Annotated in this window: 21 protein-coding genes; 13 read left to right on the top strand and 8 right to left on the bottom strand. The window is 63.3% G+C overall.

Features of this window, described 5'->3' with window-relative positions; all coding sequences use genetic code 11:
* Window positions 1-292: 292 nt before the first annotated feature.
* From rpoN to lptC, 4 genes are all read right to left on the bottom strand, one after another.
* Window positions 293-1855: an RNA polymerase factor sigma-54 gene (gene rpoN, locus CO666_RS26930; protein WP_097615087.1), complete on the bottom strand. Its 1563-nt coding sequence runs from the start codon at window positions 1853-1855 to the stop codon at window positions 293-295.
* 151 nt (window positions 1856-2006) lie between these two features.
* Window positions 2007-2807: an LPS export ABC transporter ATP-binding protein gene (lptB, locus tag CO666_RS26925; protein ID WP_097615086.1), complete on the bottom strand. Its 801-nt coding sequence runs from the start codon at window positions 2805-2807 to the stop codon at window positions 2007-2009.
* A 16-nt stretch (window positions 2808-2823) separates the two neighbouring features.
* The gene (locus CO666_RS26920; protein ID WP_097615085.1) at window positions 2824-3471 is read right to left on the bottom strand and encodes an LptA/OstA family protein; all 648 of its coding nucleotides are present in this window, start codon (window positions 3469-3471) and stop codon (window positions 2824-2826) included.
* Between the two features lie 15 nt (window positions 3472-3486).
* Entirely contained in the window at window positions 3487-4152 is a 666-nt protein-coding gene (gene lptC, locus CO666_RS26915) for an LPS export ABC transporter periplasmic protein LptC (protein ID WP_097615084.1), read from the bottom strand.
* 220 nt (window positions 4153-4372) lie between these two features.
* Here lptC and sppA point away from each other — a divergent pair, with 220 nt between their 5' ends.
* The 3 genes from sppA (at window position 4373) to CO666_RS26900 (ending at window position 6115) form a co-directional block, all read left to right on the top strand.
* Entirely contained in the window at window positions 4373-5323 is a 951-nt protein-coding gene (gene sppA, locus CO666_RS26910; protein ID WP_097615083.1) for a signal peptide peptidase SppA, read from the top strand.
* Between the two features lie 29 nt (window positions 5324-5352).
* Complete coding sequence (locus CO666_RS26905; RefSeq protein WP_003544934.1) at window positions 5353-5652, top strand: integration host factor subunit beta; 300 nt, start codon at window positions 5353-5355, stop codon at window positions 5650-5652.
* Between the two features lie 130 nt (window positions 5653-5782).
* Entirely contained in the window at window positions 5783-6115 is a 333-nt protein-coding gene (locus CO666_RS26900; RefSeq protein WP_085735877.1) for a LapA family protein, read from the top strand.
* 22 nt (window positions 6116-6137) lie between these two features.
* On the opposite strand, the gene CO666_RS26895 is transcribed toward CO666_RS26900, so the two are convergent.
* Window positions 6138-6572 carry a GNAT family N-acetyltransferase gene (locus tag CO666_RS26895; RefSeq protein ID WP_097615082.1) on the bottom strand — a complete coding sequence of 145 codons (435 nt, stop codon included), beginning with the start codon at window positions 6570-6572 and terminating at the stop codon, window positions 6138-6140.
* A gap of 61 nt (window positions 6573-6633) precedes the next feature.
* Window positions 6634-7089, bottom strand: coding sequence for an SRPBCC family protein (locus tag CO666_RS26890; RefSeq protein WP_097615081.1), 456 nt, complete (start codon window positions 7087-7089; stop codon window positions 6634-6636).
* 99 nt (window positions 7090-7188) lie between these two features.
* On the opposite strand from CO666_RS26890, the gene CO666_RS26885 reads away from it, so the two are divergent.
* The 6 genes from CO666_RS26885 (at window position 7189) to olsB (ending at window position 13727) form a co-directional block, all read left to right on the top strand.
* Window positions 7189-7794: an NUDIX hydrolase gene (locus tag CO666_RS26885; protein WP_097615080.1), complete on the top strand. Its 606-nt coding sequence runs from the start codon at window positions 7189-7191 to the stop codon at window positions 7792-7794.
* A gap of 153 nt (window positions 7795-7947) precedes the next feature.
* Window positions 7948-9045: a class I SAM-dependent methyltransferase gene (locus tag CO666_RS26880; RefSeq protein ID WP_097615079.1), complete on the top strand. Its 1098-nt coding sequence runs from the start codon at window positions 7948-7950 to the stop codon at window positions 9043-9045.
* Entirely contained in the window at window positions 9042-9902 is an 861-nt protein-coding gene (locus CO666_RS26875) for a TrmH family RNA methyltransferase (protein ID WP_097615078.1), read from the top strand. The genes CO666_RS26880 and CO666_RS26875 overlap by 4 nt, the downstream gene beginning before the upstream one ends.
* Window positions 9899-10402, top strand: coding sequence for a signal peptidase II (lspA, locus tag CO666_RS26870; RefSeq protein ID WP_097615077.1), 504 nt, complete (start codon window positions 9899-9901; stop codon window positions 10400-10402). The genes CO666_RS26875 and lspA overlap by 4 nt, the downstream gene beginning before the upstream one ends.
* Window positions 10403-10457: 55 nt before the next feature.
* The gene (locus tag CO666_RS26865; RefSeq protein ID WP_097615076.1) at window positions 10458-12740 is read left to right on the top strand and encodes a PAS domain-containing hybrid sensor histidine kinase/response regulator; all 2283 of its coding nucleotides are present in this window, start codon (window positions 10458-10460) and stop codon (window positions 12738-12740) included.
* 108 nt (window positions 12741-12848) lie between these two features.
* On the top strand, window positions 12849-13727 hold the full coding sequence (gene olsB / locus CO666_RS26860) for a l-ornithine N(alpha)-acyltransferase (RefSeq protein ID WP_097615075.1): 879 nt from the start codon (window positions 12849-12851) through the stop codon (window positions 13725-13727).
* 21 nt (window positions 13728-13748) lie between these two features.
* Here olsB and CO666_RS26855 read toward each other — a convergent pair whose 3' ends face one another.
* A complete protein-coding gene (locus tag CO666_RS26855) occupies window positions 13749-14738 on the bottom strand; it encodes a helix-turn-helix transcriptional regulator (protein WP_097615074.1) in 990 nt (329 codons plus the stop codon).
* A gap of 256 nt (window positions 14739-14994) precedes the next feature.
* The gene (locus CO666_RS26850) at window positions 14995-17277 is read right to left on the bottom strand and encodes an NADP-dependent malic enzyme (protein WP_097615073.1); all 2283 of its coding nucleotides are present in this window, start codon (window positions 17275-17277) and stop codon (window positions 14995-14997) included.
* A gap of 113 nt (window positions 17278-17390) precedes the next feature.
* Here CO666_RS26850 and mutS point away from each other — a divergent pair, with 113 nt between their 5' ends.
* From mutS to murJ, 4 genes are all read left to right on the top strand, one after another.
* On the top strand, window positions 17391-20117 hold the full coding sequence (gene mutS / locus CO666_RS26845; RefSeq protein ID WP_097615072.1) for a DNA mismatch repair protein MutS: 2727 nt from the start codon (window positions 17391-17393) through the stop codon (window positions 20115-20117).
* A gap of 11 nt (window positions 20118-20128) precedes the next feature.
* The gene (locus CO666_RS26840; RefSeq protein ID WP_097615071.1) at window positions 20129-20404 is read left to right on the top strand and encodes a hypothetical protein; all 276 of its coding nucleotides are present in this window, start codon (window positions 20129-20131) and stop codon (window positions 20402-20404) included.
* Window positions 20405-20512: 108 nt separating this feature from the next.
* Window positions 20513-23419 (top strand): [protein-PII] uridylyltransferase, encoded by a 2907-nt coding sequence (locus tag CO666_RS26835; RefSeq protein WP_097615070.1) that lies wholly within the window; start codon window positions 20513-20515, stop codon window positions 23417-23419.
* Window positions 23420-23444: 25 nt separating this feature from the next.
* Window positions 23445-25022 (top strand): murein biosynthesis integral membrane protein MurJ, encoded by a 1578-nt coding sequence (murJ, locus tag CO666_RS26830; protein WP_097615069.1) that lies wholly within the window; start codon window positions 23445-23447, stop codon window positions 25020-25022.
* The last annotated feature ends 3 nt before the right edge of the window (window positions 25023-25025 follow it).

Raw genomic sequence — 25025 nt, 5'->3', positions numbered from 1 at the left:
GGCCTGCGGTACCCTGGTGCCCTTGAGATGATGGGGATAACTCCGGACGCCCTCTGCGGCATCGATTGCGGCGGGCTTCTAGCCAGCCGCCGCCGAAAAGTCAAGTGGGCGAAGAATCGCCGTCGCTAATGCTCGCAAAACGTGCTGTAAATCCCCAGCCGGACAGCACCTCCATCGACTGCCAGCCGGAACATTCCTACAACTTCCCCCTTTGGTTGCAATCGGTCCTGTCGGTAGAGAAATAGCGGGATCGGCGGGCGACCATGCTTCGATCAGGACCGAAGCCCCCGGGTCAGAAGCCGGCGACCTTGGCGAGCGCCCGCTTTTCGCGGCGGCGCTGAACCGACGAGGCGATGTTCATGGCCTCCCGGTATTTGGCGACAGTGCGGCGGGCGAGATCGATTCCGCCCTGTTTCAGCATATCGACGATATCGTCGTCGGAGAGCACTGCGTCCGGGCTCTCCTGCATGATCAGGGCGCGAATCTTGTGACGCACGGCCTCGGCCGAATGGCTGTCGCCGCCGGCAACGGCGCTGATCGAGACGGTGAAGAAATATTTGAGCTCGAAGAGGCCGCGCGGCGTCAGCATGTATTTGTTCGAGGTGACGCGGCTGACGGTGGATTCGTGCATCTTGATCGCTTCGGCGACCGTCTTCAGGTTCAGCGGGCGCAGATGGTCGACGCCATTCAGCAGGAAGGCGTCCTGCTGGCGGACGATCTCGCTTGCCACCTTCATGATGGTTTTTGCCCGCTGGTCCAGGCTGCGCGTCAGCCAGTTGGCGCTCTGCAGGCATTCGGAAAGGAAGGCGTGATCCTCGCCGTTCCTGGTCACGCGGGAAAAATAGGACTGGTTGACCAGCACACGCGGCAGCGTATCCGGATTGAGCTCGACCAGCCAGCTACCGTCCGAGGACGGCCTGACGACCACATCGGGCATGATCGCCTCGGACACACCCGTTTCGAAACCGCTGCCGGGCTTCGGATTGAGCTGGCGTATTTCGCCGAGCATGTCGAGAAGGTCTTCCTCGTCGACACCGCAGAGCCGCTTCAGCGTGGCGAAATCGCGCCGCGCCAGCAGTTCGAGGTTTTCGACGAGCGCCTGCATGGCGGGGTCGTACCGGTCCTTCTGCCTGAGCTGGATCGCCAGGCATTCGGCGAGGCTGCGGGCGAAAACCCCCGGCGGATCGAGCGTCTGCAGGGCGGCAAGCACGCGCTCGGCCGCGCTGAGGCTGGTGCCCAGCCGCTCGCCGGTCTCGACCATATCGGCCTGCAGATAACCCGCATCGTCGAGCTGATCGACGAAGTTCTGCGCGATCAGCCGATCGGCCATGTCGGGCAGGACGAAGGGGATCTGCTGGGCGAGGTGATCGCGCAGCGACACCTGGCCGGCGACGAAATCGTCGAGATCGTAATCGGCGCCCTCGCCGCCGCTGCCGGGCATCGATTTCCACTGGCCGACGAGTTCCGGCGCATCGAGGCGCTGCGGCGCGCTGTCGTCGGGAAAGACATTGGTATAATTGGCGTCGAGCTCGTCGCTCAGCCGGCTGGTGCTGGCGCTGCCGCCATTGTCGTACCAGTCGCTGGAGAGGGCCTCGGTGCGGTTGTCGTCGCCGTCGTCCGAGCCGGCATCCTCCGGTGAACGAGCGTAGGGTTCGTCTTCGGCTTCGCCGCGTTCGGAGCCTGCCTCGCCGTCATTCGACGGAAATTCGAGCAGCGGGTTCTTCTCGACTTCCTGGGCGATGAACTGGGTGAGCTCGACATGCGTCATCTGCAGCAACTGGATGGATTGCATCAGTTGCGGTGTCATCACCAGGGATTGGTTCTGGCGCAGGAAAAGACTGGCGGACAATGCCATGACGGACGCGAAACTCCCTCGATTCCTCCGGGAAACCGCGTCCGATCAAGGCTTCAGGCCACGGAAATCCAACTGGCCCAAAAATTGCTTTTTTATCTCATTTGGTCAAGCGGAACTATGCCGCAAGGTGAATTTCTGCGCGATCGGGCGCTCAGAGGCTGAAATTGTCGCCGAGATAGAGCCGGCGCACTTCCGGATTGTTGACGATGTCGTTGGCCCGGCCGTGGGTGAGCACCTCACCGGCATGGATGATATAGGCGCGGTCGATCAGACCCAGCGTCTCGCGCACATTGTGGTCGGTGATGAGAACGCCGATGCCGCGAGCCGTCAGGTGGTGAACGAGATTCTGGATGTCGGCGACCGAGATCGGATCGACGCCGGCGAAAGGCTCGTCGAGCAGCATGAAGGTCGGGTCGGTCGCCAGCGCACGGGCGATTTCAAGGCGGCGGCGTTCACCGCCCGACAGGGCGACGGCGGCACTCTTGCGCAGCTTCTGGATATGGAATTCCTCCAGCAGCTCGTTGAGCTTCTGCTCGCGCTCGGCCTTGTCCTTCACATGCACTTCGAGAACGGCGCGGATATTCTCCTCCACCGTCAGGCCGCGGAAGATCGACGCTTCCTGCGGCAGGTAACCGACGCCGAGACGCGAGCGGCGGTACATCGGCATGGACGTGACCTCGTTACCGTCGATCTCGATCGTGCCTTCATCCACCGGCACGAGGCCGGTGATCATGTAAAAACAGGTGGTCTTGCCGGCGCCGTTCGGACCGAGCAGACCGACGGCCTCGCCCCGGCGCACCACCAGCGAGACGCCGTTGACGACGCGACGCGTCGCATAGGTCTTCGTCAGACCGCGAGCGATCAGCGTTCCCTGATAACGAGTCTTGTCGGCGGCACCTGCAGCTTGCGGCTCAGGCTTGCCGAACTTGGTGGATAGCGATGATAGTTTCACGTGGGAGGCCGGCTTTTCAGTTCTGCTTCTGCTGTGCATTCGGCTGCGATTTCGGATCGAGCTGAATCTGGACACGCCCACCGCAGCTTTCAAGCTCTGCCTGGCCGGTCTGCATATGAACGGTCAGTTTGCAGCCGGTAAAGACGTTCGGACCGTCCGACAGAATAACCTTGTTGCCCTGATCCGCGGTGAGGACGAAGGTCTGCGAGGCCATGTCGAAAGCGCCGTCGTCGGCGGTCGCCGTCTGCGTGCCCGAGGTCAGGTAGACCTTGTCGGTCACCAGGATCTTGTCGATATCGGCGCTTCCCGAGGCCAGCGAGCCCGACTGCTGCGGCTTCGCCGCGGGTTGGGCTGCGGGTTGTGCCCCGTCAGCGGCCTGCTTTGCAGCCTTGTCCTTGTAATAGACGGTCATCTTGCCGGACTGCATCGTCGTCGTCCCCTGGACGACCTTGACCTTGCCGGTGAAGAGGGCCGTGTGCTCCTGGTCGTGGATCTCGAGCTTGTCGCTTTCGATCTGGATCGGCTGGTCGTTGGAAAGCTTCATGCCCGACATCGTGGTCGCCTGCTGCGCGCCCGCGCCAGTGGCCGTCAGAATAAGGGCAAATGCGCCGGCAATGAACGCCATGCCGGTCTTGCAAGTGGAAATGCGACAATCTTTTGTCATGAATGACCCGGCTGGTTAAGTGCCCTGTTTATGGATGGCGGATGGATCGACATTCATGCGAACATTTCCCTCGAATGTGATCACCCGCCCCTTATCGGTTATCTCCATCGTCTGCGCAAGAATGGAGGCATTGTCCTTGGTGATGGTGACGGGGTCGTCGCTACGCATGTTTCCGCCCTTGATGTCGAGCTGGGCGGACTGGAATTTCGCATTGAGGCCACTGCTCAGCACCAGGGTGAAGGGGGCCGTCATATGCAGATTGTCGGTGGCGCGATTGTAATCGGCGGTCGAGGCGACGACACGGGCAATCAGCCCGTCATTCATCGGCACGGCGGCCTTGATGGTTTCGAGCGTGATGAAATCGGGATTGCGGATATCCTGCAGCGCCCGTTCGGCCAGCATCGAATAGTTGATGCCGTCGGAATTGCGGCCTGAGATCGCCGGCTTTTCCATCACGACCTTGCCGTTCTCGATCTTGGCGCCTTCCATCTTGATATTCTCGGGCAGATATATCTTGACCAAGGCAACCGCCGTGAGGGCGGCCGCAATGACGAGGGCGGCCAGCGGCAGCAAGATCTTCAGCCGCCGCACACGGGCGGAATGGAACAACGCATCGCCATAGGCGCTCTTGCCGGACCCGGCATAGGCGGCATGTCCGTTGTTCTTCAGGGTATCGAGCATAGGCCTCGTCCATGTGCGGTGATCGCCGCGCCTTCAGAACAAAGCCGGCCGCCAATCACAGTTCGTTTCGCATTATTACATTGGCTTGCCAATATGGAATTTTTTCTGCAACAAGCAACAAAACGGAAAAACATCAAAAAGTGGCATTCGTACAAGCCGCTGCCATTTCATCGGATCCATCGGCGGCGTGCCGAAGCCGGTGCCAGCGCTGGAGGTTTCAATGGACAGTTCGATGATTGCGGATCGGCGGCGGCTGCGCCGCAAACTCTGGTTCTGGCGCCTGGCCGCGGTGGCCCTCGTCGTGGCCCTTGGTTTCGCCTTCTACAGCTTCGCCGTCGGCGATGCCAAGACCGCCCGCCCGCATATCGCCCATGTGACGATATCAGGGCTGATCGTCGATGACGACGAGCTTCTGGAGCGGCTGAAGAAAGTCGAGACCAGCAACCAGGTGAAGGCCGTGGTGATTTCGATCTCCTCGCCCGGCGGCACGACCTATGGCGGCGAAAAAATCTTCAAGGCGATCCGTGCGATATCGGCGAAGAAACCCGTCGTCTCCGACGTGCGCACCCTTGCCGCCTCCGCCGGCTACATGATCGCCACGGCAGGCGATACGATCATTGCCGGCGACAGCTCGATCACCGGCTCGATCGGCGTCATCTTCCAGTACCCGCAGATCCAGCCGTTGCTCGACAAGGTCGGCGTCTCGCTGCAGGAGATCAAATCCTCGCCGCTGAAGGCCGAGCCCTCGCCCTTCCACGAGGCGAGCGAGGAGGCCAAGGCGATGATCCGCAACATGGTCGTCGACAGCTATAACTGGTTCGTCGACCTGGTCGCCGACCGGCGCAAGCTGCCGCGCGACGAGGTGCTGAAGCTCGCCGACGGCACGATCTATACCGGCCGCCAGGCGCTGAAGGTGAAGCTCGTCGATACGATCGGCGGCGAGCCTGAGATCCGGGCCTATCTCAAATCGCGCGGCGTCGACGCCGACCTGCCGATGGTGGACTGGGACAAGAAGAGCAATACGCCCTTTCTGCTCGCTGGGGCTGTTTCGCGGTTGATTACGATCTTCGGTTATGATGATCTGTTGAAAGGCCAGGATATCAATGGAATCCTGCCCCCAAAGTTGCTTCTTGACGGGCTGCTTTCAGTTTGGCAGGTTGGCCACGATTGATAAGAAATCAATAATTTAAGGGGGCGAAGGTGATCAAGTCCGAATTGGTGCAGATTGTTGCGGCACGCAACCCGCATCTCTATCATCGCGACGTCGAGAATATCGTCAACGCGGTTCTCGACGAGATCACGGATGCACTGGCCGCGGGCAACCGCGTCGAATTGCGCGGCTTCGGCGCGTTTTCGGTCAAGAACCGCCCCTCCCGTTCCGGCCGCAACCCGCGCACCGGCGATACCGTCTTCGTCGAGGAGAAGTGGGTTCCCTTCTTCAAGACCGGCAAGGAGCTGCGCGAGCGGCTGAATCCCGGCCAGGCCGACGAAGAGGATTGAGCCGCCTGCGGCGAAACCGCACTTGAACTCGATCGCCGTTTTCCTATTCTGCTAGCCTGTCGGCCCGAAAATCGGAATCGATTTTCGGGCCGATACGTTGATATAAAACGCCGACGCATGGAGACCTCCAATGGCCAAGAAGATCGTCAACCTGTTGATTCTGCTGCCGCTCGGCGTCATCCTCATTGTCTTCTGCGTCGCCAACCGGCAAAGCGTCACGCTCGCCTTCAATCCGTTCCGGCCTGACGATCAGGTGCTTGCGGTTTCCGCGCCCTTCTTCGTCTTCCTGTTCATCGCCCTGATCGCAGGCATGCTGATCGGCTCGGCCGCCACCTGGTTCAGCCAGGGCAAACACCGCAAACGCGCCCGCACCGAAGCCAAGGAAGCCATCCGCTGGCAGGGCGAGGCCGACCGCCACAAGAGCCGCGCCGAGGAAATCGCCGGGCAGCTGCCGGCACGGTAACCGCGCGAAATATCGCGACCGATTACAGCGGAAAAAAGCTCAGTTCCTCATAGTCGCCCTCCGGCGACGCGCCGTTGCCGGTCAGGCGGAAGCCGTGGGCGAGGTAGAAGGCTTTCGCTCGCCGGTTCTTCACCAGGCATTTCAGCCGGTATCGGTGCTGCGGCCATTCCGGCAGCGCCTGCAGCAGCGCCGTCCCGGCGCCGCGCCCCTGGAACTCCGGCCTTATATAAAGCATGTGAATGAAATCATCGGCCGGCCAGAGCGACAGGAAGCCGGCGACACCGCCGTTTTCCTGCTCGCAGACGAAGACGGTCTCGCCATTGGTGTGGGCGGCGAAATCCTCGCGGTAGAACTTGCCGGGGTCGACCCAGACGAATGTTTGACGGCGCACGGAAAGATAAATCTCCGCGAGCACTTCCTGGTCTTCCGCCCGCGGCGGCCTGATTGTCCACGTCATGACGTCGATTTAACCGAAGCCCTCCCCCGCGCCAAGTCCGAAACCCATGCGCTGGGCGGGATCAGCCAGCCGCCATCTTCGCGACGACGGCAGCGTTGAAATCGGAAAAGAACCCTACGGCGAGCCTCTGCGAGGTCGAATCGAGCAGGCGGGCGCCGAACTGCGCGAGCCTGCCGCCGAGTTCGGCCTTTGCCCGATAATGCAGGATGGTCGCGCCGCCGCTTGGCTCGAGCACGATATCGGCGCTGCCCTTGGCGAAGCCGGCAAGACCACCCTTGCCTTCGGCCGACAGTGTGTAGCTCTTCGGCGCATCGACATTGGAAAGCGTCAGCAATCCATGGAAGGTGGCCGACAGCAGGCTGAAGCTGACCTTGATCGTCGCCTCGAAAATATCGGGCGACAGCCGCTCGATGCTCTGGCAGCCGGGGATGCAGCCGCGCATGATCTCGGGATCGTTGAGTGCTGCCCAGACGACGTCCCGCGGCGCGGCGATGTTTTCTTCGCCGGTAAAATCCATTCGATAGCCCCATCTCCGATTCGCTCACCTTATCCAGCGGGGAGGCTATTTGCCACGCCGGAAAGGAATGTTATCTGCGTTCGAAGCAAGGAGCCGGCGATGGACGACGACGTGAAGCCCTGGAGCGTGACGGCAAGCCGCATCACCTATGAGGACCGCTGGATCAGGCTGCGGAGCGACGATTGCCTCACCGCCGATGGAATCGTCGTCGCGCCCTTCCATGTGCTCGACTATCCCGATTGGATCAACGTCGTTCCCGTCATGCCCGACGGGCGGGTGCTGCTGACGCGGGAATACCGGCACGGCCGCGGCGAGATCGTGCTCGGCCTCGTTTCCGGCGGCGTCGAGCCTGGAGATATCGAAGCTGGCGATAGCGAGACCGGCGATGCGGGGTTGGCGGCAGCACGGCGCGAATTGCGGGAAGAGACCGGCTATGAGGCCTCGACCTTCGTCAGGCTGCTGACCTCCTATCCGAATGCCGCCAGCCAGAGCAACATGGTGACGAGCTGGCTGGCGCTCGGCCTCAGCAAAGCCGGCGAACCGCGTTTCGACCCCGGCGAGAAGGTCGGGCTGCTGTTTGCCGATCTTGCTGCCGTCCTCGGCGACATCGAGTCCGGCGCGGTCATCCTGCAATCGATGCATGTCGCCGCCCTTTATGCGGCCGAAAGCTGGCTTCGTAGCCGGGCGAGCGAAGGCTTGAAATAGGGGCCACGCCGGGACAAGCTGTGCTCTCGCCCCAAGTCCGGTCGACGCGCAGTTGATCCGGTACGGTTTTCTGGGCTACTGCATAATTCAAAGGGCGCTGCAAAAGACGCAGCCGCTCGTGAAGACACCCCGACAGACACGCGGAAAAACACGTTGAAACAGAAAGAACGCCGGCCGGGCCAGAAGAAGACGTCAGGTCCGTCCGGTGAAAGCCGCAGGGACGACCGGGCCGGCCGGCCGCCGAAGCCGGTCGTCCGGCCTGCGGCGGCCCGCGAGACGGCGCGCGAGGCTGCTGTCCCTGCCGCCATCGAGCGCCCGCTGATGACACGCAGCGGCGAGCGCCCGACCGAGCGCGTGCCCGTCATCCTCGAATCGCTCGGGGCCGGCGACTTCCACCTGATCGACAGCGGCAACGGCGAAAAGCTGGAGCAATACGGTCCCTACCGCATCATCCGCCCGGAGGCCCAGGCGCTGTGGCGACCGTCGCTGCCCGCCCATGTCTGGGAAAAGGTCGACGCCGTCTTCACCGGCGATACCGACGAGGAAGGCACCGGCCGCTGGCGTTTCCCGAAAGAGGCGCTCGGCGAGACCTGGCCGCTCAATCTGCTCGGCGTCGATTTCCTCGGCCGTTTCACCTCCTTCCGTCATGTCGGGGTTTTCCCGGAGCAGATCGTGCACTGGAGCTGGATGAAGGATCAGGCCGAAAAGGCCGGCCGGCCGCTGAAAGTGCTGAATCTTTTCGGCTATACCGGCGTCGCCTCGCTGGTTGCCGCAGCCGCCGGCGCCGAAGTCACCCATGTCGACGCCTCGAAGAAGGCAATCGGCTGGGCGCGGGAAAACCAGGCGCTCGGGCGCATGGAGAAGCTGCCGATCCGCTGGATCTGCGAGGATGCGATGAAATTCATCCTGCGCGAGGAACGCCGCGGCAGCCAGTACGACATCATCCTCACCGATCCGCCGAAATTCGGCCGCGGCCCGAACGGCGAAGTCTGGCATCTCTTCGAGCATCTTCCCCTGATGCTCGATGTCTGCCGCGAGATCCTGTCGCCGAAGGCGGTGGGCCTGGTGCTGACGGCCTATTCGATCCGCGCCAGCTTCTATTCGATCCACGAGCTGATGCGCGAGACGATGCGCGGCGCCGGCGGCGCGGTCGAATCCGGCGAGCTGGTCATTCGCGAGGCGGGCCTCGACGGCAAGACGCAGGGCCGCGCGCTTTCCACCTCCCTCTTTTCCCGCTGGGTGCCGAAATGAGCAAGGACTTCCACGATCAGGGACCGCGCAGGGTCGGGCAGGTGAAGGAGGTGACCTCGCTTGCCAATCCGATCATCAAGGACATCAAGGCACTGACGAACAAGAAGTCGCGGGAGGAAAGCGGGACTTTCCTGGCCGAAGGACTGAAGCTCGTCATCGATGCGATCGAGCTCGGCTGGACGATCCGCACGCTGGTCTATGCCAAGGCCGCCAAGGGCAAGCCGCTGGTCGAGCAGATGGCGGCAAGGACCGTCGCCGCGGGCGGGCTGGTACTCGAAGTCAGCGAAAAGGTCATCGCCTCGATCACCCGCCGCGACAACCCGCAAATGGTCGTCGGCATCTTCGAGCAGCGCTGGAAGCCGCTGAGGGACATCAGGCCGAGGGACGGCGAGACCTGGGTGGCGCTCGACCGGGTGCGCGATCCCGGCAATCTCGGCACCATCATCCGGACAGTGGATGCGGCCGGCGCCTCGGGCGTCATTCTGGTCGGAGAGGCGACCGATCCCTTCTCGCTCGAAACGGTCAGGGCCACCATGGGCTCGGTCTTCGCCGTTCCCGTCGCGCGGGCGACGCCGGAGGAATTCATCGCCTGGCGGAAATCGGCCGGCATTTCAATCGTCGCGACCCATCTTGCCGGCGCGGTCGATTACCGCACGATCGACTACCGGAAAAAGCCCGTCGTGCTCCTGATGGGCAATGAGCAGTCCGGCCTGCCCGATCAGCTCGCCAGGGAGGCGGACGCGCTCGCCCGCATTCCCCAGCAGGGGCGCGCCGATTCCCTGAACCTTGCCGTCGCCACCGCCGTCATGCTTTTCGAGGCGCGCCGCCACCTCCTCTCACTTGCCGAGGGCAAATGACCGAACAGACGCCTGCCCGCCCCGCGCTGTTTTCGCGCCCGGCGCCGATCCTCCTCTTCATCCTGATCGCCGTTCTGATCGACCAGGTGGCCAAGATCGCCGTCGATCACACCCTGCCGCTGGAAGAAGCCGTGCCGGTTATTCCGATGCTGGCGCTCTACCGCACTTACAATCTCGGCGTCGCCTTTTCGATGCTGTCGGGCATGGACGGCTGGTTCATCGTCGGCATGCGGCTCGTCATCGTCGCCTTCGTCGTCTGGCTGTGGTACCGCACGGCAAAGGACCGCTGGCTTGCCCATCTCGGCTACGCGCTGATCATCGCCGGCGCGATCGGCAATCTCGTCGACCGCTTCGCCTATGGGCACGTCATCGATTACATTCTGTTCCACACCGAAAGCTGGTCCTTCGCTGTCTTCAATCTCGCCGACAGCTTCATCACCATCGGCGCCGGCTGCGTCATTCTCGACGAGCTGCTGCTGCCGAAAAAGGCCGGCCGCTAAAATCTTATCGAATTCCTGAAGGCATTCGGAAGAGGCCTCATGTTAGCCAGATAGCATGCAAAGTCTGGGGCAATTGCAGGAAACATTGTCCGCCGCCTTCGGCGGACCCGCCGCCAAGCCGCATGAAGAGCGGATGGGGGGCCTCTCCCTGCGGCCCGGCGCATCGGCGCCCGAGGCAGCCGACGATCGCCCGATGGGGTCGCCTGCGGCGACACGGCGTCTGCTGTTCTACTGGCTTGGCGGCGCCGGCCTGCTTGCCGCGATGATCCTGACGCTGCTTGCCCATGCCGGCGATCCGCTGCTGCTGACGGGCGGTCTTGTCGTTCTCGGCCTTGCCGTCATATCAAGCTATGCCGTCCTGATGGTTCGGCGGCGCCGAGCCCCGCGCGGCGGCAAACCCCTGCCGGACTGGAACGACGGCGCCAAGCTGTTTGCCGATGTGCACGACGTGCTCGGCGACATCACCGTCAGCCGCAGCATGGACCGGCGCATCATCTCCGCCAACGATACGTTTCGCCGCCTGACCGGGCGACTGCATCCGGAGGGACTGAGCTGTGAGGAGATCGGGCTTGCCTTCCGCCCCGGGCCGATACCGCACTGCTACGACGTCGAGATCTCGACGCCGGACGGCCAGCGCATCTTTCTCTGGCGCGACGTCGTCACCCGCGATCCGGCAAACGGCCGCCTGCTGCTGCAGAGCGTGGCGCGAGATGTGACCGACGAGCGGCTGATCGCCCAGGGCCGCGAGGAGGCCCGCCAGAAGGCCGAATATAACAGCGCCGCCAAATCCAGGCTGCTTGCCACCGTCAGCCACGAGGTGCGCACGCCGCTTTCCGGCATCCTCGGCATGACGCACCTGCTCGCCGAGACGCGGCTGACGCAGGAGCAGCAGGACTATCTGGCGAATATCCGCCAGTCCGGCCACGCGCTGACGCAGCTGGTCGAGGATTTGCTCGATTTCTCCACCATCGAGGTCGGCCGCTTCGCGCTGCATCCACGCTCGGAGTCGCTGCGCAAGCTCTTGGAAAGCGTCGTCGAGATGCTCGCCCACCGGGCACATGAAAAAGGCATCGAGATCGGCGCCACGGTCTCATCCGACGTGCCGGAGAATATGAGCTTCGATCCGGCGCGGCTGCGCCAGGTTCTCTTCAACGTCATCGGCAATGCCGTGAAGTTCACCCAGGTCGGCGGCGTTTTCATTCGCGTGTCGCTCGATGCGGACAACCTGTCGATCATCGTCACCGATAGCGGTCCCGGCATGACGGCGGAGGAGCAGGCGCGCGTCTTCGGCGAGTTCGAGCAGGGCGGGAGCGTTGCCGACAAGAGCAGCGGCACCGGGCTCGGCCTTGCGATCTCCGCCCGGATCATCCGCGAATTCAACGGCACGCTGACGGTATCGGGCGAAAAGGGCAAAGGCAGCGAATTCACCATCCGCTTCCCTGTCGATATCGGCAGCGAGCGTACCGACCGGCGCAATACGCTGCTTGCCGGCAACAGCGTCGTGCTTCTGGCGCCGGCAGGCGCGGCGCGCGCCGCCATCGCCGAGACGATCACCGCACTCGGCGGCCTCTGCCATCTCGTCGCCGACGGAGAAAGCGCGCGGGCAACGCTGCTCGGCTTGGCAAACGGCGGCAAGCGGCCGACCGATATTATCATCGACCATCGCATGTCGGCGGAGTTTTCCGCTCATCTGGCCGATCGCGCCGAAATCGCAGCCCTTGGCCTGCGCAAGGTCCTGCTCGTCAATCCGGAAGAGCGCAGCGCGCATCCGCTCGATCTTTTCGATGCCTGGCTGATCCGGCCGCTGCGCGAACAATCGCTGATCGACGTGCTGCGTGGGCGCATGCGCGGCATGGAGAAACGCGACGCGCTGAACGACAACCAGCCGGGCTTCGGCCTTTCGGTGGCGGAGATGATGGCGACCACAGGCGGGCTCAATATCCTGCTTGGCGAGGACGATCCGATCAATGCCATGCTGGTGCGCGTCGTCCTGGAAAAGGGCGGGCATAAGGTGCGCCATGTCGAGGATTTCGAGGCGCTGCTCGATTGCGCCCTGTGCGAGGCGAACGCCCGGCCCGACATCATCATCAGCGACCTGTCGATGCCCGGTGGCAACGGCATCGACATGCTGGGGCGCCTGCGCGGCCACGAAAGGCGGCTCGATCTTGCCTCGGTGCCGGTGATCGTGCTGACTGCCGACAAGAGCGACGACTCACGCCGCCAGGTCCTGCTGAACGGCGCCAACCGCGTGATGGTCAAGCCGGTCGACCCATTGCGGCTGCTGACCGAAGTTCAGGCGGTCGCCGCACTTTCCGCCCGCCGGGCAGAGGCGCGATAACGTGCCGCGGGACCGGCACGCTTCTTGCGCCGGGAAATTCAATATGTCACTTTCCTGTCGCAGAGAAGTGTTTTATGGCGTCGATAAGCCGGCAACGGGAGAATCGTCATGTCCGCCATCGACATCCTGAATCGTGACACCACCGCGGAGGCTGTACGGCCGTCGACGGCGGCTGCGCAGAAGGACGGCGACATCCTCGGCCGCATCGGCAATCTGGAAACCCGCCTTGCCCGAACGACGCGCGAGATCGACGCCGCCCAGGCCGTGCGTTACCGGGTTTTCGTCGACGAAATGAAGGCGCAGCTGCCGCTGGATGCCATGCGCCGCCAGCGGGATGTCGATGCCTATGACGCTTTCTGCGACCATCTTCTGGTTCTCGACCGCACGATCGAGGGCGATCCGGAAGACCAGATCGTCGGCACCTACCGGCTGTTGCGCCAGGATGTCGCTATCGCCAATGGCGGTTTTTACTCGGCTTCCGAATTCGAGATCGAGAGCCTGATCGCCAAACATCCGGACAAGCGCTTCATGGAACTCGGCCGTTCCTGCGTGCTGCCGGAATATCGCACCAAGCGCACCGTCGAGCTTCTGTGGCAGGGCAACTGGGCCTATGCACTGAAGCATGGCGTCAGCGCCATGTTCGGCTGCGCCTCGTTCCCCGGCGTCTATCTCGAAAGCCATGCGCTGGCGCTGTCCTTCCTCTACCACAATGTGCTGGCGAAGGACGAATGGGCCGTGGGCGCCCTGCCGGATCTCGCCCGCAACATGGATCTGATGCCGGTCGAGGCGATCAACCCGAAGCGGGCGCTGATGGCCCTACCGCCGCTCATCAAGGGCTATCTGCGCCTCGGCGCGATGGTCGGCTCCAGCGCCGTCGTCGATCATGCCTTCAACACGACCGACGTGCTGATCGTGCTGCCGATCTCCAGCATTTCCGACCGCTACCTGAATTATTATGGCGCCGACGCCGGCCGCTTCGCCAGCTGACGCCTGTCGCCCGCGGTGGCCTCATCCACCGGATCGCCTCCTCGTGTCCGATGGGTTCTCCCCATAGGCCGCACGATAGAGTGCCGAAAACCGGCCAAAGTGAAAGAACCCCCACTTCAGGCAGATGTCACGCAACGGCTGTCGGTTCAAAGGATCGCGTAGATCCTCTCGGGCAGCATGCAGGCGGAGTGATCTCAGATAGGCTGCCGGCGTTGTTCCCTTGAAGTCACGAAAACCGACTTCAAGAGAGCGAATGGAAACGCCTGCCGCCTCCGCCACACTCTGCATCGTCAATGGCTGGGCGATGTTCGCATACATGAAATCAATGGCGCGACGGATATGCCGCGGCGCTATCAGATGGATTTTGTTGTCGAGCAGATGCGACAGCCGGTTGGGAATCAGGCGCACCACGAGATCGGCAAGTGCCTGGGTCAGGTTCGACATGGCGATCGGCGAGTGAAGCAGCGGCCCGTTGTTGCGCATACCGAGGATGATCGTTTGCACCAGATTGCCGAACAACTGTCCCGCTGCCGTCGAAAAATCAATGACGGGCGCCAATTCCATTGCCCCGATCAGAGGCCTCTCGAATATGGCGGCGACGGCCTGGGCTAAGATTGTCCAGTTCAGACTGAGCGTGTCCGACCGGTGAGGCGCTGCACCTATGGAAACCCAGTCCGACTCGAGATTGTTCATCAACAGCAGCCGCCCGGGCGTCGCTTCGACCACCGTGCGACCAAACCCGACATTGAGAGCACCGGTGCGCGGAACGACGATTGCCAGCGTTTCCGGCGTTCCGTGCGCCGTTCTTGCACCCCAGTCGCCGGTATCCTGGTTGCTGACCAGCGACAGCCCTTCGTCACCCCAAAACCCGACCTTCCAGTCGAGCGGTTTCTCGCGGCCAGTGCGCCATGCGTCGAGCGAACCAAACCCCTTGGTCAGGGCCTCGACCATATCGTCGAAAGTCGGCCCCTGAAATAGGGCGATGAAATTGTGGGATGCGTCTTCTGCCATGGAAACCAACCCGCTGATGAAATATTAAACAATCGAGCAGCCAAACCGTCAATTGCCCGTCACTCTTTCAAAGTCCGTGCGGGCACATGCAGCGCGTAAAAGATCATCGTATCAAAAGTATGACTTATGGACGGCGGCCTGAATGTCCAGAGGCGCGCAAGCTGAAAGCTGTAGAATAATCCACAAAAACCAGTGCCCGGCCGACGCACTGTCGGCCGGGCACTGAATGCCGTCTCTTATGTGGGCAGGATAAGGTTTACGAGCCGCCATAGGCAGCGATCGCCGCCATGTTGACGATGTCGGAATCCTTGGCGCCCATCGAGGTGATCTGCACCGGCTTGTCGAGGCCGACGAGGATTGGGCCGATGACCGTGGAGCCGCCGAGCTCCTGCAGCATCTTCGTCGAGATCGAGGCCGAGTGGAAGGCCGGCATAACCAGTACGTTGGCCGGACCGGAGAGGCGGCAGAAAGGATATTGCTCCATCACCTTGCGGTTCAGCGCGACATCGGCGGCCATCTCGCCGTCATATTCGAAATCGACGCGGCGCTTGTCGAGAATCTTCACCGCCTCGCGCACCCGCTCGGAGCGTTCGCCCGAGGGATGGCCGAAGGTGGAATAGGCGAGCATGGCGACACGCGGCGGATAACCCATGCGCCGTGCGAGACCGGCGGCCTCCTCGGCAATATCGGCCAGCTGCTCGGCCGTCGGCATGTCGTGCACCGCCGTATCGGCAACGAAGACGGTGCGGCCGCGGCAAAGCGCCAGGGATACGCCGATGACGCGATGGCCGGGCTTCTCGTCGATGCAGCGGCGCACATCCTCGAGCGCCGTCGAATAGTTGCGGGTGATGCCCGTCACCATACCGTCGGCATCGCCGAGTGCCACCATGGTGGCGGCGAAATGGTTACGGTCGTTATGGATCAGCCGCTGGGCGTCGCGATGCAGATAACCCTGCCGCTGCAGCCTGGCATAGAGATAATCGATATAGGCCTCGACCCGCGTCGAGATACGGGCATTGACGATTTCAAGGCCGGGGCGGCTGAGATCGATGCCGGCGCGCTCGGCCGTCGCCCGGATCAGGTCCTCGCGGCCGAGCAGGATGGCGGTGCCGAGCTGCTGGTTGGCGTAGGAGAGTGCTGCTCGCAGGACCTGTTCTTCCTCGGCCTCGGCAAAGACGATCCGCTTCGGGCGGCGGCGAACGCGCTCGTAGAGGCTGGCAAGCGTCGAGGCGATCGGATCGCGACGCGCCGAAAGCTCGCGGGCATAGCCCGCCATGTCGGTGATCACCTTGCGGGCAACACCGCTCTCGATCGCCGCTTCGGCGACCGCGACCGGGATCGCCGAAATCAGCCGCGGATCGAAGGGAACGGGAATGATGTATTGTGCGCCGAACCGCGGCCGGTTGCCCTGGTAGGCGGCGACCACGTCGTCCGGCACGTCCTCGCGGGCGAGGTTTGCCAGCGCCTTGACGGCGGCGATCTTCATCGCGTCGTTGATGGTGGAGGCGCGGACATCGAGCGCGCCGCGGAAAATATAGGGAAAGCCGAGGACATTGTTGACCTGGTTCGGATAGTCCGAACGGCCGGTCGCCATGATGGCGTCGTCGCGGATGCGGGCGACCTCCTCCGGCGTGATCTCGGGATCGGGATTGGCCATGGCGAAGATGATCGGCCGGTCCGCCATCGAGCGGATCATCTCGGCCGAAAACGCACCCTTCTGCGAAAGGCCGAAAATGACGTCGGCGCCCACCATCGCCTCCTCCAGCGTGCGCGTGTCGGTCTTTGCCGCATGCGCCGATTTCCACTGGTTCATGCCCTCGGTACGGCCCTGGTAGATGACCCCCTTGGTGTCGCAGAGGATGATATTCTCCGGCGCAAAGCCCATCGCCTTGATGAGTTCGACGCAGGCGATCGCCGCCGCACCCGCCCCGTTGCAGACGAGCTTCGTCGTCTTCAGGTCGCGGCCGGTCAGCTCCAGCGCGTTGATCAGGCCGGCGGCGGCGATGATCGCCGTTCCATGCTGATCGTCATGGAAGACCGGGATGTCCATCAGCTCGCGCAGCCGGCTTTCGATGACGAAACAATCCGGCGCCTTGATATCCTCGAGATTGATGCCGCCGAAGGAAGGACCGAGGAAGCGCACGCAGTTGATGAACTCGTCGACATTTTCGGTATCGATTTCGAGGTCGATCGAATCGACGTCTGCGAAGCGCTTGAACAGCACCGACTTGCCTTCCATGACCGGCTTGGAGGCCAACGCGCCGAGATTGCCGAGCCCGAGAATGGCAGTGCCGTTGGAAATAACGGCGACCATGTTGCCGCGGGCGGTATAGTCGTAGGCGGTCTGCGGATCGGCGGCGATCGCCTTGACCGGAACCGCCACGCCCGGCGAATAGGCAAGCGAAAGGTCGCGCTGCGTCGCCATCGGCTTGGTCGGAACGACTTCCAACTTGCCGGGCCGGCCCATGGCGTGAAATTCAAGCGCCTCCTGGTCGGTCACAGAGGTCACCGGCCGGTCCTTCTTATCGATATCGGGCATAAATCCTCCAACGTCCTGTGGGCGACGCTTTGCTCTTCCTCAAATGCTGTTGTCATCTATAGCGGCGCGCGGATAGGGTTGGCACCTGTTTTTTTGGGAAAAACTGCACCTCCGTGAACGCACGAATAGACACAGACAACGAAGCCTTTTCGGCTGCCGAGCTTGCCACGGCGGAAAGCCGTGCCTCGGCGACGCCGATGATGGAGCAATATATCGAGATCAAGGCGAACAATCCGGGTTCGCTGCTCTTCTATCGCATGGGTGACTTTTACGAGCTGTTCTTCGAAGATGCGCTGGAAGCCTCACGCGCGCTCGGCATCACGCTGACGAAGCGCGGCCAGCACATGGGCCAGGATATCCCGATGTGCGGCGTTCCGGTGCATGCGGCCGACGATTATCTGCAGAAGCTGATTTCGCTCGGTTTCCGCGTCGCCGTTTGCGAGCAGATCGAGGATCCGGCCGAAGCGAAAAAACGCGGCGGCAAATCCGTCGTCAAGCGCGACGTCGTCCGCCTGGTCACGCCAGGCACGATCACCGAGGAAAAACTGCTTTCGCCCTCGGAATCCAACTACCTGATGGCGCTCACCCGCATTCGCGGCGCGGCCGAACCCTTGCTGGCGCTCGCCTGGATCGATATTTCCACCGGCGTCTTCCGGCTCGCCGAGACCGAGGCTTCGCGGCTGCTTGCCGATATCCTGCGCATCGATCCGCGCGAACTCATCCTGCCCGACACGATCTTCCACGATCCGGAACTCAAGCCGGTCTTCGACGTGCTCGGACGCACCGCGGTGCCGCAGCCGGCCGTGCTCTTCGACAGCGCCAGCGCCGAAGGCCGGATTGCGCGTTATTTCGGCGTCGCGACGCTCGACGGCTTCGGCACCTTCTCGCGCGCCGAGCTGGCGGCTGCGGCGGCTGCCGTTGCCTATGTCGAAAAGACGCAGATCGCAGAGCGGCCGCCGCTTGGCAAGCCGGAGCGGGAAAGTGCGGCGTCGACGCTGTTCATCGACCCGGCCACGCGCGCCAATCTGGAGCTGGCCCGCACGCTGTCGGGCGATCGCAACGGTTCGCTGCTGAAAGCGATCGACCGTACCATCACCGGCGGCGGCGCACGGCTGCTCGCCGAGCGGCTGATGTCGCCGCTGACCGATCCCGCCCGCATCAACGCGCGGCTCGATTCGATCGGCTTCCTGATCGACGAACCGCTGCTCTGCGGCAATCTGCGCGATACGCTGAAACATGTGCCCGACATGCCGCGGGCTCTGTCGCGCCTGGCGCTAGAGCGCGGCGGCCCGCGCGATCTCTGGGCGATCCGCCAGGGCCTGCAGGCGGCCGGCGGACTTGCCGATCTGCTCGGCAAGGCGATGCTGCCGGAAGAACTTGGCCAGGCGCTGTCCGGGCTGCAGGCCCTTCCGGCGGGTCTGGAAAAGCTGCTGGCCGAGACGCTCGCCGACGAATTGCCGCTGCTGAAGCGCGATGGCGGTTTTCTCCGCGACGGCGCTAGCGCCGAACTCGACGAAGTCCGGGCGCTGCGCGATCAGTCGCGCCGGGTGATCGCCGGGCTGCAGCTGCAATATGCCGAGGAGACCGGCATCCGGTCGCTGAAGATCAAGCACAACAACATCCTCGGCTATTTCATCGAGGTGACGGCCGGCAATGCCGCGCCGATGACCGATACGGCGGAAGCGAAGGCGCGCTTCATCCACCGCCAGACGATGGCGAGCGCGATGCGCTTCACCACCACCGAGCTTGCCGATCTCGAAAGCCGGATCGCCAACGCCGCCGACCGGGCGCTTTCGATCGAGCTTGCCGCCTTCGACAGGATGACGGCGGCCGTGGTTGCGGAAGCCGAAGCGATCAAATCAGGCGCCCGGGCGCTTGCCGTCATCGACGTCGCCGCAAGCCTGGCGCTGCTCGCCGAAGAGCAGGCCTATTGCCGCCCGCAGGTCGACGGCTCGAAGATGTTTGCGATCGAGGGCGGACGCCATCCGGTCGTCGAACAGGCGCTGCGGCGCCAGGCAGGCGGCCCCTTCGTCGCCAATCATTGCGACCTGTCGCCGAAAGCAGGCGACAAGGACGGCGCGATCTGGCTGCTGACCGGCCCCAACATGGGCGGTAAGTCGACCTTCCTGCGGCAGAACGCGCTGATCGCGATCCTGGCGCAGATGGGCTCCTTCGTGCCGGCAGCATCAGCCCATATCGGCATCGTCGACCGGCTGTTCTCGCGCGTCGGCGCCTCCGACGACCTGGCGCGCGGGCGCTCCACCTTCATGGTCGAAATGGTCGAAACCGCAGCGATCCTCAATCAGGCGAGCGACCGCTCGCTCGTCATTCTGGATGAAATCGGCCGCGGCACCGCCACCTTCGACGGTCTGTCGATTGCCTGGGCTTCCGTCGAACATCTGCATGAGGGCAACCGTTGCCGCGGCCTGTTCGCCACGCATTTCCATGAGCTGACCGTGCTTTCGGAAAAGCTTAGCCGACTATCGAACGCGACGATGCGCGTCAAGGAATGGGACGGCGACGTTATCTTCCTGCATGAGGTCGGGCCGGGTGCGGCGGACCGCTCCTACGGCATCCAGGTCGCTCGGCTTGCCGGGCTTCCGGCCTCGGTCGTGACACGGGCCCGCGACGTGCTCACCCGCCTCGAAGATGCCGATCGCAAGAACCCGGCGAGCCAGCTGATCGACGATCTGCCGCTCTTCCAGGTGGCGGTGCGCCGAGAGGACACCGCCCGCGGCCCCTCCAAGGTCGAAGAGGCGCTGAAGGCGATGAGCCTCGACGACATGACGCCGCGCGAGGCAATGGACGCGCTTTACGACCTCAAGAAGAAGCTGAAATAGGGGCGCAACCGATGTTCATGGAAAAACTGGTTCGCGAAACCGAGCGCCTGTCGCTGATCTGCTCCATGCTCGACACGATGCGGCGCGCCGACAAGGACCGCAATGCGCGCGGCTGGACCTCGCCGATCGGCATGCTGAAAATCACCCGCTGCTGCGCGATGATTTCGGAGCTCGCAACATCGATCGCCAAGGCGGGCTACCGCGAATGCGACAGGCAGTCGCTCGAGGAGATCATGAGCGAGACGCGGCAGGTGCTGTACTTGCTGAACGCGCGGGCTGCCGGCTGAGCTTTTCGGGAAAGCTGTTGCGCGGCTTACCAACACCATTTCGCCAAATTTAAAGGTTCTTGCAGTATGAGGGCCCGTGTCAATCGTCGGGCAAAGGGGTTATAGCGCATGCAGACGAAACGTGAGGCGAGCCCGGATCAGGCCGCCCGGCATGAACAGGAAACCGCCCCGGCGACAGCGATGCGCAACCTCGATTTCTCCGATATCCTCGACGTCGAGCTGCTGCAGAAGCAGTGCGACGCCATCGCCGAGGCCAACCGCAACCGGCCCGACGTTCTGCGCGCCGACCTGCTTGCCGTCCTGAAGAAGGCCAGCACGGAAGGCCGGCAGAAGGCGCGGGCCGCATTATTGGCCGACGGCGGCGGGCTGAACTGCGCCTACCGGATTTCCTGGCTGCAGGATCAGATCATCACCGTCCTCTATCATTTCGCCACCGCCCATATCTTTCCGCAGCAGAAGGACAAATTCGCGGTCACCGCCGTCGGCGGCTATGGCCGCGACACGCTGGCGCCGGGCTCCGATATCGACCTGCTTTTCCTCTTCCTGCCGAAGCCGGCGGACGAGACGCACAAGGCGGTCGAATTCATGCTCTATGTGCTCTGGGACATGGGCTTCAAGGTCGGCCACGCCACCCGCACGGTGGAGGAATGCATCGCGCTTTCCAAATCCGACATGACGATCCGCACCGCCATCCTGGAGATGCGCTACATTTGCGGCCTGCAGCGGCTGGAAACCCAGCTCGAGACCCGCTTCGACAAGGAAATCGTCACCGGCACCGGCCCGGAATTCATCGCCGCCAAGCTTGCCGAGCGCGACGAGCGCCACCGCAAGGCGGGCGATACGCGGTATCTGGTCGAACCGAACGTCAAGGAAGGCAAGGGCGGGCTTCGCGACCTGCACACGCTGTTCTGGATCTCGAAATATTATTATCACGTGCGCGACCAGGCGGAGCTGGTCAAGCTCGGCGTGCTGTCGAAACACGAGTACCGCCTGCTCGAGAAAGCCGACGATTTCCTCTGGGCGGTGCGCTGCCATATGCACTTCCTGACCGGCAAGGCCGAGGAGCGCCTGTCCTTCGACATCCAGCGCGAGATCGCCGAAGCCTTCGGCTATCACACCCGCCCGGGCCTTTCGGCCGTCGAGCGCTTCATGAAGCACTATTTCCTCGTCGCCAAGGATGTCGGCGACCTCACCCGCATTCTCTGCGCCGCGCTCGAAGACCAGCAGGCCAAGTCGATCCCCGGCCTGACCGGCGTCATCAGCCGCTTCACCCATCGCAACCGCAAGATCGCCGGCAGCGTCGAATTCGTCGAGGATCGCGGCCGCATCGCGCTTGCCGATCCCGAGGTGTTCAAACGCGATCCCGTCAGCATCCTCCGGCTCTTCCACGTCGCCGACATCAACGGGCTGGAATTCCATCCGGATGCGCTGAAACGCGTCACCCGTTCGCTTTCCCTGATCGACAACAGGCTCAGGGAAAACGACGAGGCGAACCGGCTGTTCATGTCGATCCTGACCTCGAAACGGGATCCCGCGCTCATCCTGCGCCGGATGAACGAGGCCGGCGTGCTCGGCCGCTTCATTCCCGAATTCGGCAAGATCGTCGCGATGATGCAGTTCAACATGTATCACCACTATACGGTCGACGAACATCTGATCCGCACCGTCGACGTTCTCTCCGAGATCGATAAGTCACGCTCGGAGGATCTGCATCCGCTCGCCAACAAGCTGATATCCAATATCGAGGACCGCGAAGCGCTTTATGTCGCCGTTCTCCTGCACGATATCGCCAAGGGCCGGCTGGAGGATCATTCGATCGCCGGCGCCCGCGTCGCCCGCAAGCTCTGCGCCCGCTTCGGCCTGTCGCAGAAGCAGACGGAGATCGTCGTCTGGCTGATCGAGGAACACCTGACCATGTCGATGGTGGCGCAGACCCGCGACCTCACCGACCGCAAGACGATCACCGACTTCGCCGACCGCGTGCAGTCGCTCGACCGGCTGAAGATGCTGCTGATCCTGACGATCTGCGATATCCGCGCCGTCGGTCCGGGCGTCTGGAACGGCTGGAAAGGCCAATTGCTGCGCACGCTCTACTATGAAACCGAACTGTTGCTCGCCGGCGGCTTTTCGGAAGTCTCCCGCAAGGAGCGCGCCAATGCCGCCGCCGAGGCGCTGCATGCCGCCCTTGCCGACTGGAGCCAGAAGGACCGCAATACCTATACCAAGCTGCACTACCAGCCCTATCTGCTCTCCGTGCCGCTGGAAGACCAGATCCGCCATGCCCATTTCATCCGCCAGGCCGACAAGGCGGGCCAGGCGCTCGCCACCATGGTGCGGACCGACAGTTTCCACGCCATCACCGAAATCACCGTGCTGTCGCCCGACCATCCCAGGCTGCTCGCCGTCATCGCCGGCGCTTGTGCGGCAGCCGGGGCCAATATCGTCGACGCGCAGATCTTCACGACATCGGACGGGCGAGCGCTCGACACCATCCATGTCAGCCGCGAATTTGCCGATGACGCCGACGAGCTGCGCCGGGCCGGCACGATCGGCCGGATGATCGAGGACGTGCTGTCCGGCCGCAAGCGCCTGCCCGAGGTCATCGCCACGCGCACGCGCAACCGCAAGAAAAGCAAGGCCTTCGTCATTCCGCCGTCGGTCAACATTACCAACAGCCTGTCGAACAAGTTCACCGTCATCGAGGTCGAATGCCTCGACCGGCCGGGACTCCTGTCGGAGATCACCGCCGTGCTCTCCGATCTGTCGCTCGACATCCAGTCGGCCCGCATCACCACCTTCGGCGAGAAGGTGATCGACACTTTCTACGTCACCGATCTTGTCGGACAAAAGATTTCAGGCGACAGCAAGCGCGCCAACATCACCGCCCGGATGAAGGCCGTCATGGCCGAGGAGGAGGACGAGCTGCGCGAGCGCATGCCCTCCGGCATCATCGCGCCGGCCGCCACAGCCCGGACATCGCCTTCAGCCGAAAAGAAAGCCGATTCTTCCGCATGAGCCCCACACGCATGAGCCTATCCGCATGAGTCTCGTCAAGAAATTCGCCACCGTCGGCGGCGCCACCCTCGGCAGCCGTCTCTTCGGCTTCGCCCGCGAAACGCTGATGGCGGCCGCACTCGGCACCGGGCCGATGGCCGACGTCTTCTACGCCGCTTTCCGCTTTCCGAACCTCTTCCGCCGGCTGTTTGCCGAAGGCGCCTTCAACGCCGCCTTCGTGCCGCTCTTCGCCAAGGAGATCGAGGCGAACGGCACGGACGGCGCCAAGCGCTTTTCGGAAGAAGTCTTCGGCGTCCTGTTTTCGGTGCTGCTGCTCATCACCATCGTGATGGAGCTTGCCATGCCGCTCCTGGTTCGCTTCGTCATCGCCCCGGGTTTTGCCGACGATCCGGAGAAATTCTCGATCACCATCCGCATGGCGGCGGTGATGTTTCCCTATCTGATGTGCATGTCGCTGACGGCGATGATGAGCGGCATGCTGAATTCGCTGCATCATTTCTTCGCCGCGGCCATCGCGCCTGTGTTCCTCAACGTGGTGATGATCGCGGCGCTGTTTTATGCGCTCTATACCGGCGCCGATCCGCTGGCGACGGCCTGGTATCTCTCCTGGGGCGTTCTTGCCGCCGGCGTGTTGCAGCTCGCCGTCGTCTATATCGGCGTGCTTGCCGCCGGCATGAGCATCGGCTTCCGTTTCCCGAAGATGACCCCGAACGTCAAGCGGCTGCTGATCCTGGCGGTGCCGGCCGCCGTGACCGGCGGCATCACCCAGATCAACCAGCTGATCGGCCAAGCGATCGCCTCGTCGCGCGACGGCGCGATCGCAGCGCTGCAATATGCCGACCGCATCTACCAGCTGCCGCTCGGCGTCGTCGGTGTCGCCGTCGGCGTGGTGCTGCTGCCGGAGCTTGCCCGGGCGCTGAAGGGCGGCAACCTGCGCGAAGCCGGAAACCTGCAGAACCGCTCGATCGAATTCGTGCTGTTCCTGACCATCCCCGCCGCCTTCGCGCTCTGGATCCTGTCGGATGAGATCATCCGCGTGCTCTACGAGCGCGGCGCCTTCCATCAGGAAAACACCGCCGTCGTCGGCGCGATCCTGGCGATCTACGGCATCGGCCTGCCGGCCTTCGTGCTGATCAAGGCGCTGCAGCCGGGCTTCTACGCCCGCGAGGATACCAAGACGCCGATGCGTTTTTCGGCGATCGCGGTGGCGACCAACTGCGCCACGGCGCTCACCCTCTTCCCCTATATGGGCGCGCCCGGCATCGCCGTTGCCGAAGCCACCGCCGGCTGGATCAGCACCGTGCTGCTGTTCACCACGCTTTTGCGCCGCGGCCATCTGACCTGGGAATGGGCGCTGGCAAAACGCGCCGCCCTGCTGATCGTCGCTGCAGCGGTGATGGGCGCGGCGATCCTCTTCCTCAAGCAGTATTTTGCGCCCTGGCTCGCTTCCGGCGCGCCGCTTCTGACCAAGATCGGCACGCTCGGCCTGCTGATTGCGATTTCCATGCTGGTCTATTTCGCCGCCGCCTTCCTGATCGGCGGGGCGGATCTCGGGATGATCAGGCGGAATCTCAACCGCAAGCCGGTGAAGACGGAAGGGTGAGGC

Origin of the sequence: Rhizobium chutanense (genome assembly GCF_002531935.1) — a bacterium.
Taxonomy (GTDB): domain Bacteria; phylum Pseudomonadota; class Alphaproteobacteria; order Rhizobiales; family Rhizobiaceae; genus Rhizobium; species Rhizobium chutanense.
Note: the sequence above shows the minus strand (reverse complement) of the source record. Positions and strands in the feature narration are given on the sequence as shown.

Excerpts from the sequence above, each read along its gene's own strand:
- rpoN (WP_097615087.1), bottom strand. The coding sequence starts at position 1,855 with ATGGCATTGTCCGCCAGTCTTTTCCTGCGCCAGAACCAATCCCTGGTG.
- CO666_RS26920 (WP_097615085.1), bottom strand. The coding sequence starts at position 3,471 with ATGACAAAAGATTGTCGCATTTCCACTTGCAAGACCGGCATGGCGTTC.
- lptC (WP_097615084.1), bottom strand. The coding sequence starts at position 4,152 with ATGCTCGATACCCTGAAGAACAACGGACATGCCGCCTATGCCGGGTCC.
- sppA (WP_097615083.1), top strand. The coding sequence starts at position 4,373 with ATGGACAGTTCGATGATTGCGGATCGGCGGCGGCTGCGCCGCAAACTC.
- CO666_RS26900 (WP_085735877.1), top strand. The coding sequence starts at position 5,783 with ATGGCCAAGAAGATCGTCAACCTGTTGATTCTGCTGCCGCTCGGCGTC.
- CO666_RS26895 (WP_097615082.1), bottom strand. The coding sequence starts at position 6,572 with ATGACGTGGACAATCAGGCCGCCGCGGGCGGAAGACCAGGAAGTGCTC.
- CO666_RS26890 (WP_097615081.1), bottom strand. The coding sequence starts at position 7,089 with ATGGATTTTACCGGCGAAGAAAACATCGCCGCGCCGCGGGACGTCGTC.
- CO666_RS26885 (WP_097615080.1), top strand. The coding sequence starts at position 7,189 with ATGGACGACGACGTGAAGCCCTGGAGCGTGACGGCAAGCCGCATCACC.
- CO666_RS26875 (WP_097615078.1), top strand. The coding sequence starts at position 9,042 with ATGAGCAAGGACTTCCACGATCAGGGACCGCGCAGGGTCGGGCAGGTG.
- lspA (WP_097615077.1), top strand. The coding sequence starts at position 9,899 with ATGACCGAACAGACGCCTGCCCGCCCCGCGCTGTTTTCGCGCCCGGCG.
- CO666_RS26865 (WP_097615076.1), top strand. The coding sequence starts at position 10,458 with ATGCAAAGTCTGGGGCAATTGCAGGAAACATTGTCCGCCGCCTTCGGC.
- olsB (WP_097615075.1), top strand. The coding sequence starts at position 12,849 with ATGTCCGCCATCGACATCCTGAATCGTGACACCACCGCGGAGGCTGTA.
- CO666_RS26855 (WP_097615074.1), bottom strand. The coding sequence starts at position 14,738 with ATGGCAGAAGACGCATCCCACAATTTCATCGCCCTATTTCAGGGGCCG.
- CO666_RS26850 (WP_097615073.1), bottom strand. The coding sequence starts at position 17,277 with ATGCCCGATATCGATAAGAAGGACCGGCCGGTGACCTCTGTGACCGAC.
- CO666_RS26840 (WP_097615071.1), top strand. The coding sequence starts at position 20,129 with ATGTTCATGGAAAAACTGGTTCGCGAAACCGAGCGCCTGTCGCTGATC.
- CO666_RS26835 (WP_097615070.1), top strand. The coding sequence starts at position 20,513 with ATGCAGACGAAACGTGAGGCGAGCCCGGATCAGGCCGCCCGGCATGAA.
- murJ (WP_097615069.1), top strand. The coding sequence starts at position 23,445 with ATGAGTCTCGTCAAGAAATTCGCCACCGTCGGCGGCGCCACCCTCGGC.